Raw genomic sequence first — 14,098 nt, 5'->3', positions numbered from 1 at the left:
CAAGTCGGAGAGTAAACATGTTTGATATGATGGAACAACACAGCGAAGAAGCTGTCATAAAAGTAATCGGCGTGGGCGGTGGCGGCGGTAACGCTGTTGAGCACATGGTGAAGCAACAAATCGAAGGTGTGCGTTTTATCGCAGCGAATACAGATGCTCAGGCATTACGTAATTCATCTGCAGATATTACTGTGCAACTAGGTACTCAGATCACATCTGGGCTAGGTGCGGGTGCAAACCCTGAAGTAGGGCGTAATTCAGCTGAAGAAGACGCTGAGACGATTCGCAACAGCTTAGAAGGCGCAGATATGGTATTTATCGCTGCTGGTATGGGCGGTGGTACAGGCACTGGTGCAGCTCCTGTTGTTGCTAAGATTGCTAAAGATTTAGGTATCTTAACCGTTGCGGTGGTAACGCGCCCGTTTGATTTTGAAGGCAAAAAGCGTGCAGCTGCTGCTGAACAAGGTATTAATGAATTGTCAGAAATTGTAGATTCACTTATTACAATTCCTAACAATAAATTGCTTAAAGTTTTAGGGAAAGGGACTACACTTCTAGATGCCTTCGCTAAAGCAAATGACGTATTGTTTGGTGCGGTGCAAGGTATTGCAGAATTGATTACCCGTTCAGGTCTAATCAACGTGGATTTCGCCGACGTTCGTACTGTAATGTCAGCGATGGGCACTGCGATGATGGGCACAGCGTCTGCGTCAGGACCTGATCGTGCACAAGAAGCAGCTGAAGCAGCTATTTCTAGCCCGTTATTAGAAGATGTAGATTTAACCGGTGCAAAAGGTATCTTGGTTAATATTACCGCGGGTATGGATATCGCAATTGAAGAATTTGAAATTGTTGGTAACCACGTCAAAGCGCTTGCATCAGAAAACGCAACGGTTGTTGTGGGTGCCGTAATTGACCCAGAAATGAGTGACGAGTTACGTGTTACGGTTGTTGCAACTGGTCTTGGTGGCGATCGTCGTCCACAGTTTGGTATTGTAGATAATGGCTTTAAAAAAGCATCAGGCTCTGATGTGACAAGCTCTACTAATCAAACAAGCAGCATGTATGTACCAAGCTTTGCAAGCCAAGGCAATAGCAGCCAAGAAACGGATGCAGCGCCTAAAACTGAAAAGCAAGAGTCAAGCATGACTACGCAGAGCAGCAATTCGAAAACAGAACAAAACAGTGGTAAATCTGATAAATCAGAAGGTGGCGATTATTTCGACATCCCAGCGTTTTTGAGAAAACAGGCTGATTAAGCACAAAAACAATGATTTTTGTGTGAAAATCAAACAAATTTGGCAGCTGATAGTATTTATGATACAATCCGCCGTCTAACTGTAACTATAAGTGAGCGAACCTATGATTAAACAGCGTACGATTGCAAAAGTAGTCAAAGCCATAGGAATTGGACTTCATAAAGGTGAGAAGGTCACAATAACTCTCCGACCTGCGAGCGCAAATACTGGGATTGTATTTCGTCGTGTCGACCTTGATCCGGTTGTTGATTTTGAAACAACACCTGAAGCCGTTGGTGATACGCAATTGTGTACCTGTTTAACCAATAAAGATGGCGTTCGCTTATCTACTACTGAGCACCTTATTGCGGCTGTTGCAGCAATGGGCATCGATAATCTAATCGTTGAATTAGACAGCTCAGAAGTGCCTATTATGGATGGTAGTGCATTACCATTCATATACTTGTTACAAAAAGGCGGAATTGAAGAGCAAAAAGTTGCTAAACGCTTTATTCGTATTAAAGAAAAAGTACGTATTGAAGAAGGCGATAAATGGGCTGAGATTGAACCATATGATGGTTTTCATATCGACTTTGAAATTGCTTTTGATCACCCAGCAATCAATGAAAGCCGCCAACGTATCGGTTTAGATATTACGGCACAAAGCTTTACAGAAGAAATCAGCCGCGCACGTACGTTTGGTTTTATGAAAGACATTGAATACATGCATGCTAATAATCTAGCTCTCGGTGGTAGCATGGATAACGCAGTTGTATTGGACGAGTTTAAAGTACTTAATCCAAATGGTCTGCGCTACAGCGATGAATTTGTAAAGCATAAAATTTTAGACTGTGTTGGTGATATGTTTATGACTGGTCACAATATTTTAGGTAAAATTACTGCCTACAAATCAGGCCATGACTTAAACAATAAACTACTTCGTAAAATTATGGCAACAGAGTCAGCATGGGAATGGGCTACGTTTGATACCCCTGTTACTATGCCAGCACCAGGACTTGAAGTGGCTACAGCTTAATAGATTACATTAAACAGTTATAAAAAATGACGCTTTTAGCGTCATTTTTTTTGCTTAAATATTACGGTTTAATTGTGAACCTTGAACCTTGCTACAATCCCAAAAGTTGTTGTAATTGCACCAGTTCAGTAATCTTATAAGTTGGCGTAACTCCTGGTGGTAGTTCAAAGCCTGGATGCTGTAACCAACATGTGTCTATTCCTGCATTCATACCACCAAGAATATCGCTGCTAGCAGTATCACCCACCATTAAAATCTGCTCTTTTGCAGGGTTGCCCATAAGCTCAAATGTATGATTAAATATTTCTACAGCGGGCTTCGCGATACCCACTTGCTCAGAGATAACCAGCCAATCAAACATATCTTGTAAACCTGTGTGCGCTAATCGGCGTGCTTGTAATTGGGTAAAGCCATTAGTGATAATACCCAGTTTTGCATGGGGCTTAAGTTTAGTTAAAAGCTCTACTGCACCGGGTAGAGGCTGACAAATTTCTGCCATTGCAGTTAAAAAATCATCATTGAGTTGTTGTGCTGGCACCTTGAGTTTAGTGGCCCATTCACTAAAGCGTGTTACCTGAAGATGAGTTGCCGATATTTTATTATTTTGATAGGCGAGCCATAATGATTTATTTGTTAGTTGGTACTGTTCGTAATCAGCTTGAGTGAAATCTATATCGTAAGTGGCGAACATGCGCTTTAAGCCAGCGTAGGCATTAAAGCTAAACAATGTTTCGTCAGCATCAAATAGAATATGGGTATACTTCATTTAAACTTCCTTAGCGTAAAGTTCGGGATGTAAAAAAGGCGCCATAGCGAGTGTGAGTGCTTGAGTGTATGTACTTTGACGTGTGGCTTGGTTATTGGTTAACAAGCCAATAGCGCCCCCTTGCTGCTTAATATTGTGAGTGTTAAATGCATTGTCCATCACATCGCCAAGTTCTTCACCATTTAAGAGGGCATTGAATAAAACGTGCGGCAAAGGCAAGTTGCTACTGCGCCCTATACTTTGTTGTACTGTATTGGCAATCACAACATAAGCAAAAGTAGCTGGCCCATAGCTAAACTGCGCAGCTCCACCTTCCATCGCAACATAAAAATCTGCGTGGTGATGTTGTTTTGCATACGCTACGCGATTTTCTGCACCAACTCGGGTTTGTTCTTCACCAATCGGTTGGTCGGGTACCTCTGAAGGGGCATGTATACCTACACACTTAATTTCGTGTTGCGGGAAAAATGCAGTGAAAACATGCGCTGCGGCATTGATCTTAACTGGGTTCTTTGAGCCAACAAGAATGTTTAGTATTTGAGTATGAGACTTCATACACTACTCCTTTACGTCGCAAAGAGGTAGTGTACGTTATTTGTATTAAAAGTATATTTTAAATAGGGATATCTACAGGAGACAGATCAGCAAGGGCGCGTTTCTTTAAAATGATGTCTTTGATAAGTGGTGTTAATACCAATTCCATAGCTAAGCCCATCTTGCCACCAGGTACCACGAGGGTGTTGATCCGCGACATAAAGCTGCCTTCAATCATTTGCAAATAGTAAGGGAAGTCCACGTCATCAATTCCCCTAAAGCGAATAACCACAAAGCTTTCATCAAGTGATGGAATGTCTTTAGCGCTGAATGGGTTTGAAGTATCAACGGTTGGTACGCGCTGAAAATTAATATGCGTACGAGAGAACTGTGGCGTAATGTGATTTATATAGTCATCCATACTGCGTACAATAGAGCCCATAACCGCTTCACGAGAGTGTCCGCGCTCAGAGGTATCTCTGATCAACTTTTGGATCCACTCAAGATTAATAATGGGCACCATGCCAATCAGTAAATCGACATGTTTTGCAACATCGTGATCTTGATCGACAGCGCCACCGTGGAGACCTTCATAAAACAGAATATCAGTGCTGCTTTTTAGCTCTTGCCAAGGAGTGAATGTGCCTGGTAATTGATTATAAGGCACGGCTTCATCAAAGGTATGTAAATAGCGGCGTAGCTTTCCTGTGCCGGTTTCGCCATAGGTACTAAACAGCTCTTCTAATGCGCCAAAGTCATTTGCTTCACGACCAAAGTAGCTAATATGTTTACCTTCTTGCTGCGCTTCACGCACTTTTTTATCCATTTCAGGGCGGGTATAGCGATGAAAGCTATCGCCTTCAATAAAGGCCGCTTCAATATTTAAACTGCGGAAAATATGTTTTACAGCGTTCGTCGTGGTGGTTGTACCTGCACCAGATGAGCCAGTAATTGCAATAATAGGATGTTTAGCTGACATAGTTACTCTCGTTTTAAGTAGCACACTAGTTATAAGGGCAAGCATGGGGGTAGGTCAAGGGGCAGATCATTAACAAGTTTGTGAATCTTCTTCAAATAGCGCTATTATGTAACGATAAAAATAATTAAAGAGATTGTTGAAATTGACTTTATTACGACACGGAATTGCCTGCACAGCATTATTAATGCCGTTTATAGCGCATAGTGCTATGCCAAAGAGTGAAATACTATTAGCGAAACCAAATACTGAATACGGTTTACAAGTGAGCCGAATTACAGAAGGAAATAGTTATAATAACCAGCCTTTATTGACTGATAATGGTATTTATTTTACTCAAGAAGTGAATGAGTTAGGGCAAAGCCAAACAGATTTAGCCTTTTATAGTTTTGATGATCAGCAAACATACAATCTCACAAACAGCCCTGTTAGTGAATACTCCGCGACTTTAACGCCTAAAGGCGATGCACTTTCTGCGATTGTGGTTGAGGCCGATGGTAAACAAAAGTTATGGCAATACCCATTAAACACTGAGTTGCCACCGAGTCGTATATTTGAGTGGATTGAACCTGTTGGCTACCATGCTTGGGGGATTGATAATGATCTTGTGATGTTTATTTTAGGCGAGCCGCATACATTACAATACACCAAAGTTGCAGCTGCTAAAGGGCAAGTTGTTGCACAAAACATAGGTCGAACATTAATGTTTAATGCTTCACTAGCCGCGTTTACGTTCACCTATACTAAAAATGCAGAAAATTGGTTGGCAAGTTATGCGCCTAATTCGCAAATGGTAACGGATTTGTTTCGCTTACCGGATGGTGTCCAAGATTACACCTTTAAAAACGACAATACGGTTGTTTACGCACTAAACAATCGTATTTACCAACGCAGTTTAAGTGCACCTGAGAATGTATCTCAGTGGCTTGATTTAACACCTTATTGCAGTGCACAAATTACAAGACTAAGTTACAACAATGAACAATTGGCATTTGTTTGTCGGAAATAGCAAATTTATTTGCTGTAATTGAATTACAGCTAACAACCTAATAAGAGCAAGTAACCTTATGGTAGCAACACCAGAGCAAATCAACGAACAACTCGTCGCACTAGATTGTCGCAGTAACTTTAAAATTAAGAATATTTCTGAATATATGCTGCCAAAATCAAAAGAAGCGATTTATTTGCATATTGAAGGTGGGCAAGCAAAGTTGGTATTACGTCCGGCGCTTGAAGTGTTTAGTGATGACTTTCATGCTATTGATGGCGTTAGTCGAATTTCAGGCTTTTTCCACAGCAGTGAAATGACTCGTTTTCCGACGCGTATTTATAAAAGTGCAAACCCTATTCACTACGGTATTGGTTTTAAAATAACGACAGAAAAAGCAGCAAAAGAGTTTATTACTTTACTAATAAAAATTATAAATGGCTAATTTAAAATCTGTATTAAATAATTTTTTACTCAGAACAATATAAAAACGGCAAGCCATTGGCTTGCCGTTTTAGTTAACTTAAATCTATATGAATTAACGCTTTAAAAAGCTATTAACTGATTCAAGTTCTCGTTCTTTAAGTGAAATACAGTTATTAACACTTTCTTCTAGCTTACTTAATGTTCGTGCATAACCTGGGACATCCGCAACCTTATCGTTAAAGAAAGCTTGGGTCTTTGCTAAGCTATTAGCACTACAGCCTGAGGTGGTGAAGTAAGGTAGGTTTGGTACTAAGAATGGTGGCAAATTAGCAGCCACTTTGTCGTAATTTTCATAAACCCAATTAATAAACAAAGCTTCCCGTGCTTTTGTATACATTTGGCCCGACATAATAGTGCGCATGTCTGATGCTGTTACATCATCCGTTAAACTGTAATTAAGCACTTTAGTTTGCAACGCTGATTTGCCAAAATAGCTCATCCCTGCGAGCATTTTAGTGCGTACTTGTGGGTCTTTTGTCGTTTTAAAAGTGTTGATGTACGCATCTAAAAGGTTTTTATCACCATGAAATGCCGCCAAGTTTAAATAGGTTGAAGCTAAGTAAGGATCTACTTTTTCAGGGTTATTTAAATATAATTGTGCCTGTGCTTTTGCTGTGTTTATAACATTTTGATCCTCGCCATCAAAACCGAGGCGTGAAACAACTTGGAGAACGCAGTTGAGCAATTGCAGCATCTTCATTTATTTGTGCTGTTAGGCCATATTGCTTAGCAGCAGGGGTGATACTTTTACGAATAAACGCAGGCCATAAATCGTGGTTGCTTTCATCTTCGAAAGTATGTTTTTGAGCGGCTAAATAACCCAGAGCGGTACTTGCAACGCGAGGGTGCTTGTCACTGACAAATGTTTCCAGTGTTTGCATTAAATGCCCAGCAGAAATCACACCAGCATCTAATAGTGCATCAGCAGCTGATAATAGCGCTAAGCGCTCACGCACGGTGAGTTGCTCGGCCGCATTTTCCATTAATGATGCAAATTGTTTGTCATCCATCACCCATCGGTAATAACCCAGTGCACCTTGATCTGGGTAAATCCATTCAGGGGTAAAGTCTAGTTCAACCTTTTGGGTATCTTTGCTGAGCAATACATTGGCTGTTTTTACTTTATCACCTGCGCCATATTTGATTGCAACAGGTACATTCCATAATTGTGCTGGTGCATCAACACCTGCATTAGTAAATCGGCTTTGCTTGATAGTAACCGTTTTACCTTGCTGACTTACTTTAATAAGTGGAAACGATGATTGCTCAATGAATGACTTTAATACACTTGCAACATCTTTGTTAGACGCTTCACCTAAGGCTTGCCATAAATCGGCTGCTTCAGCATTTTTATAAGAGAACTTTTTTTAAGTAAGCCTGAATGCCTTGTTGAAAAGCTTTTTCGCCAATCCAGTTTTCAACCATCGCAAGTACGGAGCTGCCTTTACTGTATGCAAGGCCTAAGCCGTCCATAATATCGGCTTCAGTTTTGATTGGTTTACGAATTGGTTTAGTGCTTAACCGGGCATCTAGGGCCATTACTTGGTTTTGTGGTAAATCTAGATGAGATTCAAATTCAGGGTTTAACTGTGCAGTGATTTTGGCGGCCATCCAACTTGCAAATGCTTCATTTAACCATAAGTCATTCCACCATTTCATGGTCACTAGGTTACCATACCATTGGTGCGCAAGCTCGTGAGCTATAATAGATATGTTGCGCTGCTTTTTACTGCGCGTTGCAGTTGCGAGATCTACTAATAAAATGTCTTCACGGTAAGTAACAAGACCTGAGTTTTCCATTGCTCCAAACGGGAATTCAGGGACTGCAACTGAATCCAATTTCTTATAAACGTACGGACTACCAAAATACTCTTCAAGTGCAGCTAAGACGCGTGGCATATTTTGCTCGGCATACTCGCCTAAATGAATTTTACCTTGCGGGGTAATAATGCGCCCAGGAATTGGCATGCCTTTGACTTCACGCTCTTCAAATGGTCCTACAGCCATAGCAACAAGGTATGATGGAATTGGCGGTGTTTTATCAAAAAAATGCGTCGTCATATCGCCATTTATAGTGGTTTTTAGTTCAGGCGTATTGGCATACACTTTTTGTGAACTCGGTGCTGTAATGGTCAGCTGAAATGGAATTTTATAACTAGGCTCATCAAATACCGGAAATGCGCGACGTGCATCACTCATTTCAAATTGAGTAAATAAATAGGGAGTGCCTTGATCTATGGTTTTGTATAAGCCTACGCTGTTTCGGTTATATGGTGCGGTAAAATCAATTTTTAGGGTGTATTTACCCGGTTGAATTTGCTCTGCACATACGAACTTCACCTTGCCTGTCTTTAGCATTTGTGTACTTAAGTCACAATTCTCTGCGCCTAAAAGTTGTGCCATTTGCGCTGCATAATCAACGCCATTGAGTTCAATGTATTTAGTTGGTTTAAGTACTTCTAGTGCTATTTCTGTTTCACCACTGAAGGAATCTTGGGCAGGATCTAGGGTCAATGAAACCTGCTGAGAACTTGGTTTGGCGAGTTTTTCGATGACGTATTCATTGGCATGAGCTGAATTTACAGCGATAGCCACACTAAGAGTGAGTAAGCTTTTTATAAACATAAGAGTCCCTGAACTGTTCTTGTTAGAATTTACATCCTAGCAGTTTTTAAGGGCTGAGTAATGAGCCGGTTGGTAACAAAGTTTGTCAGGCGCTGTGGCGAGCTGTAAATCGCTGCCAATGTATGTGCGGGTTGATATTACGTATCTGTTGAATAACTTGGTTAAGTAGTGCGATATCTGTAAATGCTTGTTCAGGGTACTCAATAAAGCCCATTAAATAATTAAAGGCATCTTTAGAGTTTGCTTGAATTGCAAAAATACGGATTTGTTGCTCAAAGTTGAGTCGTAAACTGCTGATTGCGGTTTTCATTCCTAATTGATCAACATTAGGAATATCGCACTTTTGTAAATACCCAGCGCGTTCACCTTCGCCTGAAAACCAAATGCGTACTTTTTCACTGTAGCGGCCTGACTTTGAAGGTAAGTCAAACAGTAGACGGGTGTGTTTTTGCTGTTTAAGTAAAGCAATGTATTCATTCAAGCCAGCATCAAATAATGCCTGATGAATAGGGACTAAGCGGGGTTTTATTTTTCCATGAGTATGAAAGTCAAAGCAGGCAATACCATTGTAAGTAACAATGTTATTTAGCTCTAAATGACCAATTTCGTCGCTATAAGCACCAGAATAATATGCAATTAATGGTAACCAAAAGTGCCAGTGTTTGGCTTGTTCTCGGGGTAAGCGTTGATCGCCATAAATATAGCCATGGGAGAGTGTATGTAATTCCATCGCTGAAAATGGGCGTCGACCTAGATGGGATTTCAACGTAATACCTTGAGACTATAGATTTACGCTAGTTTATAGCAAATTTTACAAAGCAAATAAACTAGCGTTTTCAGTATGTACTTAAATTTACTCACTTAAAGCGCGAGCAAGGCCTACAGGTTCGATTTCAACACACACTTGATCGTCATTCCAGTTTAGTCCAATCAAGGCATCGTCTTCTTTTAGATCTTCAATCCATTCATCTAAAAACTCATCAAGGTTTATTTCTGCAGGAGCATAATCAGCCCACTCTTCTTTACACTGGGCTTTTGCAGCAGCTTCACTTTCCCACAGAAGTAATACATCCGTGCTTTCAAACTGGTTCGATTCGCAAACAACAAAGCCACCGTCTTGCGCACCAAGCGCCCAAACTTGCTCACTTTGACGTACTTTTTCTACAAAACTAACTAGTTCCGATTCAATTTCTATTTCGCTCATGTGTGTACCCTTAATATTAAATTCGAGGATCGGTTTGTTGTACTGCTTGTTGCTGAGCAAATGAATGATAAAACTTCATTAACTCAGTATGTCCTGTGAGATCTGTTAACTCGCGGAAGCAAATCCAATCAAGTAAGCAGTATAAACTGATGCACAGGTATTCACAGCTTTTAAATTCTGCATCGGCAAAATGGTTATTTAAATAGCTTAATGTTTCAGCAATGCGTTCATTTTGTAGATTAAAAAATAATTTATCATCCTGCGTATCGAATCCTGAACGCTGACAAAGTAATAGCTCAACCAGTGAATCATTGCATGCATTAATGATTGTTAATAGGTGCTCTTGTTGCCAATTCAGACGAGTTTGACTGTGTTGTTCGAGTAAAAAGCGGATGATGTTATTTGAATCCGCCAACGTTTGCTGCTTAGTGATTAACACTGGAATTTTTCGGGCTGGATTATTTTGTATCATTAGCTGACGATCAGTGTCTGAAAAAATATCTAAGTTGATAAACTCAAGACTGCATTGATTTAACAGTGCCCAAATACGAATGCGACGAACAAAGGGCGAGGTTGTTGAGCCTAATAGTTTCATGTGCTTTCCTTAGGGTAAAAAGAAAGCCGCAGAGGCGGCTTTCTTTTGTTTAGCTATAAAGCAAACGTTATTCTGTACGGCTGGTTACTTCTAATAAATGGTAACCAAACTGGGTTTGCACAGGGCCTTGTACTTGGTTGATAGGCGCAGAGAAAACAACCTTATCAAACTCAGGAACCATCATACCAGGACCAAACTCGCCAAGTGCGCCGCCGTCTTGGCCTGATGGACAATTTGAATGTGCTTTAGCGAGTTCAGCAAATTCCTCTCCTTGTTCTATTTTTGCTTTTAAATCTAAACATTCAGCTTCGCTGTCTACTAAGATGTGTCGTGCGCTTGCCACTGTCATAAAATCTCCCGTTTACATTGTGGTGTTTTTTTAATCAAATTTATTTCTATTCTAGTCTAATTAAGACCGATAGTACCAGTATAAATTTAAATCTTTGAAATTGCTTGCTCTATCGCTTTAGTTAGCTTTTCAGAGTTAGGCTTAGTTTTACTATTAAAGCGTTGTACAGTGCTGCGATCTGCTGAGACGATATACTTATAAAAATTCCAATTTGGTGAGCTGGTTTGCTCGTTTAAGTGTTTAAAAATAGGGTTTGCATCACTGCCACGTACCTCGCTGGTTGCGAACATGGGAAAAGTCACGCCATAATTTACATAGCAAACTTTTGCTGTTTCTTTTTCATCGTCTTCTTCTTGGAAAAAGTCGTCAGAGGGAAAACCTAATATCACTAACCCTTGATCTTGGTATTTTTGATAAAGCGCTTCTAAACCTTCAAACTGAGAAGTGAAACCGCAGTTGCTGGCAGTATTGACGATAAGCAAAGGTTTGCCTTTGAATTGACATAGGTTTATTGACTCTTTTGAACGTAACTTACGTATAGCAACGTTAGTAAAGTCATCACAACTTTGTGCGCTTGTGCTGTTTGATTCATTTATCTGTTCTGCATGGGCTGAAAAGCCGCTACTTAAAATAGCGCCACACAGAATTAATTTTTTCAACATCTGACTATTCCTTTATATGGTATGGCTAGTTAGTGCCATTTGCAGTAGTGTCATTTTCATTGATACGTTACTATGCAATTTACTGATCAACAACTACTAAAACTTTATGATTACTCGATTAGCCGATAAAAACGACTTACCTGCCATTGTTGCTATTTATAACGAAACTATTGCTGGGCGTATGGTCACTGCTGATACTCAGCCTGTGAGTGTTGCTGATAAACAAGCTTGGTTTGATAGTCACACAGAAAAACGGCCGATCTATGTTTATCAGCAAAATGAGAAGATTGTTGCATGGCTAAGTTATAAGTCTTTTTATGGGCGCCCAGCATACGACGGTACAGTTGAAATTAGCATTTACATTACCTCAACTGCACAAGGCCAAGGTTTAGGTAAAAAGCTACTAAAGTTTGCCGAGCAACAAGCAAAACGTTTGGATATTAAGGTGCTACTAGCATTTATATTTAGCCACAATACACCAAGTATAAAGTTATTTGAAAAGTTTGCCTTTTCGCACTGGGGCGAACTTCCTAATGTGGCTGTTATGGACGGTAACCCTTATAGCTTAACTATACTGGGTAAACACTTAGATTAAACATACCTTACTTGTGCTAATTAAGAAAATTTATACTACGCTTTGCTAAGGTCATTTTTTAGAGTGTGGTTAACTTGTGCGAAAAATTTTAATCGTTGATAGCAGTAGTGTATTAGCAATGCGAGTCAAAGTGTTACTTGAACTCATAGGCTGTGAGGTTGAATTGACTCATTTTTCAATGTTGCATGAGGAAGAGTTATTAAACGACTATGACTTAATTGCTATTGCACATGGCACGCCATTAGATATAGCACAATTGTTAGTGGCCCAAGTAAGTAAAGATAATTTTTTATTATTAGCCCCCAAAGCTGAAAATGGCGAGCAGCTAAATGCGTTCAGTGAACTTAACAGGTTGATGCCTAATGCGGTGGTTATCTATCCGTTTTTTGTCAATAAAGAGATCAGCTCTTTACTTGAAAGCATCTTAGAACTTGGCTCTGATTTTATTTTACAACTACCCACCGTATTGCTCGTCGACCATATTCCCCAGCGGCTAGAAAAATAGAGAGAAGTTTGCTCGGCGCACATATTCCAACAAAATCCGCAAGTACTTTAAATGAAGCTGTAGCTCATGCAAACAAGCAAAAGTTTGACTTGTTGCTTAGCGACTTTAGTTTACCTGATGGTTCAGGCCTTGAAGTATTTGCCAAGTTAAAGCGGTTACAGCCACAATGTCGTTGCCTGTTGTTTACTTCTAAACCCGATCAAGTCTCTATGATTGAAGCAATTCGCCAAGGTGTTGAAGATGTACTAATAAAGCCACTTGATGAAAATGTATTGCTACAATCTCTACATAAACTTTGGCAAACTGAATTATTAAAGCGTCATAACACTGAACTAGTTGAGCGACTTCAAGATACTGTTGATGCGCTAATTGAAAAAGACAGTTTATTGCGTGTTATTTATAAGCATACCCCAGATGCGATTATGTTATTTGAGCGTAACGGCAAAATTATTGAAGCGAATGATGCTTGTTCACGCTTATTTTCTTTAGCCGCTAAAGATTTTCAAGGGCGTTCGGTGTTCGAGCTATTAGATAGTCCCTCGATTTCACAGATTAAAGAAAAAATAACCACACTTAATTTAAACCGACAGTTTAGCTGTGATTTATATCTGCCTCAAAAAGAGGGAGCTGGAATTCCTTTAGTCGGCTCATTTAATGAGATTGACCATCATGGGGAAATAGCACTGGCTGTTATCTTTAAGAATGTAACGCACTTGAAACAAAAAGAGGAGCTTTTATTAGAAGCTAAAGATATGCTCGAGGAGCAAGTTCGTGCAAGAACGTGTCAATTGGAACAAGCAAAAGATTTAGCCGAAGCTGCTAATCATAGTAAATCAGAATTTTTGGCGAATATGTCTCATGAGTTAAGAACCCCCATGCACTCAATTTTAAGTTTTGCTCGGTTTGGGTTAGAGAAGCTTCGTAAAGGGGATTTCTCCGCGGATAAAATACTCAAGTACTTAACTAGAATTGAATCCAGCGGTGAACGTTTACTTTCATTATTAAATAATTTATTAGATTTATCTAAACTAGATGTAGGTAAATTTCCCTTTAATCCACAGGCACATGACTTGAGCCATATAATTAAAACAGCGATAGAGGATGTTGCGGGGACTGCGATGGAAAAAGAAATAGAAATCGCATACCAGCCCCCCGAAACATCTGTCGTAGCTGATTGTGACGAAGAACAAGTAAATCAACTTTTACGCAATATCTTAGGCAATGCGCTGAAGTTTAGTGGTCCTCATAGCTATATAACCTTAACACTAATGCAAATAGAACAGCATGCAATGATAGAGGTGATTGATAGTGGCGTGGGTATTCCTGAAGATGAATTAGAACATGTTTTCTCAAAATTTATTCAAAGTAGTAAAACGAATAATGGTTCAGGAGGAACTGGCTTAGGTTTAGCTTTATGTAGGGAATTTGTGCTTTTACATCAAGGTGATATTACTGCGCATAATAATGATTTAGGCGGCACAACAATCAAGGTTAAATTACCGCTGAAAACAATGACATCTTGTACACAGGAGAAATAAA

At 39.8% G+C, this 14,098-nt stretch carries 13 protein-coding genes and 2 pseudogenes; 6 read left to right on the top strand and 9 right to left on the bottom strand.

Features of this window, described 5'->3' with window-relative positions; translation table 11 throughout:
* Nucleotides 1–17 precede the first annotated feature (17 nt).
* Nucleotides 18–1,259, top strand: coding sequence for a cell division protein FtsZ (gene ftsZ / locus ACU8V8_RS13710; protein WP_446887870.1), 1,242 nt, complete (start codon nt 18–20; stop codon nt 1,257–1,259).
* Between the two features lie 103 nt (nt 1,260–1,362).
* The gene (gene lpxC, locus ACU8V8_RS13705) at nt 1,363–2,274 is read left to right on the top strand and encodes a UDP-3-O-acyl-N-acetylglucosamine deacetylase (RefSeq protein WP_087531093.1); all 912 of its coding nucleotides are present in this window, start codon (nt 1,363–1,365) and stop codon (nt 2,272–2,274) included.
* 91 nt (nt 2,275–2,365) lie between these two features.
* On the opposite strand, the gene yjjG is transcribed toward lpxC, so the two are convergent.
* The 3 genes from yjjG to ACU8V8_RS13690 are packed head-to-tail and all read right to left on the bottom strand — an operon-like array spanning nt 2,366 to nt 4,553.
* Nucleotides 2,366–3,040, bottom strand: coding sequence for a pyrimidine 5'-nucleotidase (gene yjjG, locus ACU8V8_RS13700; RefSeq protein WP_446887869.1), 675 nt, complete (start codon nt 3,038–3,040; stop codon nt 2,366–2,368).
* A complete protein-coding gene (gene yjjX, locus ACU8V8_RS13695; protein ID WP_446887868.1) occupies nt 3,041–3,595 on the bottom strand; it encodes an inosine/xanthosine triphosphatase in 555 nt (184 codons plus the stop codon).
* 58 nt (nt 3,596–3,653) lie between these two features.
* Nucleotides 3,654–4,553, bottom strand: coding sequence for a phosphoribulokinase (locus tag ACU8V8_RS13690; RefSeq protein ID WP_087531090.1), 900 nt, complete (start codon nt 4,551–4,553; stop codon nt 3,654–3,656).
* 136 nt (nt 4,554–4,689) lie between these two features.
* On the opposite strand from ACU8V8_RS13690, the gene ACU8V8_RS13685 reads away from it, so the two are divergent.
* Both ACU8V8_RS13685 and ACU8V8_RS13680 read left to right on the top strand, forming a co-directional pair.
* Nucleotides 4,690–5,559 carry a hypothetical protein gene (locus tag ACU8V8_RS13685; RefSeq protein WP_446887867.1) on the top strand — a complete coding sequence of 290 codons (870 nt, stop codon included), beginning with the start codon at nt 4,690–4,692 and terminating at the stop codon, nt 5,557–5,559.
* 58 nt (nt 5,560–5,617) lie between these two features.
* A complete protein-coding gene (locus ACU8V8_RS13680) occupies nt 5,618–5,983 on the top strand; it encodes a hypothetical protein (RefSeq protein ID WP_446887866.1) in 366 nt (121 codons plus the stop codon).
* Between the two features lie 93 nt (nt 5,984–6,076).
* Here ACU8V8_RS13680 and ACU8V8_RS13675 read toward each other — a convergent pair.
* From ACU8V8_RS13675 to ACU8V8_RS13650, 6 genes and pseudogenes are all read right to left on the bottom strand, one after another.
* A pseudogene (locus ACU8V8_RS13675) lies at nt 6,077–8,649 on the bottom strand (M1 family metallopeptidase).
* 85 nt (nt 8,650–8,734) lie between these two features.
* Nucleotides 8,735–9,415: a hypothetical protein gene (locus ACU8V8_RS13670; RefSeq protein ID WP_446887865.1), complete on the bottom strand. Its 681-nt coding sequence runs from the start codon at nt 9,413–9,415 to the stop codon at nt 8,735–8,737.
* An 87-nt stretch (nt 9,416–9,502) separates the two neighbouring features.
* The gene (locus ACU8V8_RS13665; protein WP_087531085.1) at nt 9,503–9,853 is read right to left on the bottom strand and encodes a DUF2750 domain-containing protein; all 351 of its coding nucleotides are present in this window, start codon (nt 9,851–9,853) and stop codon (nt 9,503–9,505) included.
* A 16-nt stretch (nt 9,854–9,869) separates the two neighbouring features.
* Nucleotides 9,870–10,448, bottom strand: coding sequence for a glutathione S-transferase family protein (locus ACU8V8_RS13660; RefSeq protein WP_446887864.1), 579 nt, complete (start codon nt 10,446–10,448; stop codon nt 9,870–9,872).
* Between the two features lie 67 nt (nt 10,449–10,515).
* Nucleotides 10,516–10,797, bottom strand: a complete 282-nt coding sequence (locus ACU8V8_RS13655; protein WP_087531083.1) for a peptidylprolyl isomerase — start codon at nt 10,795–10,797, stop codon at nt 10,516–10,518.
* Between the two features lie 86 nt (nt 10,798–10,883).
* Nucleotides 10,884–11,459, bottom strand: coding sequence for a glutathione peroxidase (locus ACU8V8_RS13650; protein WP_087531082.1), 576 nt, complete (start codon nt 11,457–11,459; stop codon nt 10,884–10,886).
* Nucleotides 11,460–11,565: 106 nt separating this feature from the next.
* Here ACU8V8_RS13650 and ACU8V8_RS13645 point away from each other — a divergent pair, with 106 nt between their 5' ends.
* Both ACU8V8_RS13645 and ACU8V8_RS13640 read left to right on the top strand, forming a co-directional pair.
* A complete protein-coding gene (locus ACU8V8_RS13645) occupies nt 11,566–12,054 on the top strand; it encodes an N-acetyltransferase family protein (RefSeq protein WP_446887863.1) in 489 nt (162 codons plus the stop codon).
* Between the two features lie 118 nt (nt 12,055–12,172).
* Nucleotides 12,173–14,097 (top strand): annotated as a pseudogene (locus ACU8V8_RS13640) (ATP-binding protein).
* Nucleotide 14,098: the final 1 nt, after the last annotated feature.

This window comes from Pseudoalteromonas sp. SaAl2 (genome assembly GCF_052947895.1).
Note: the sequence above shows the minus strand (reverse complement) of the source record. Positions and strands in the feature narration are given on the sequence as shown.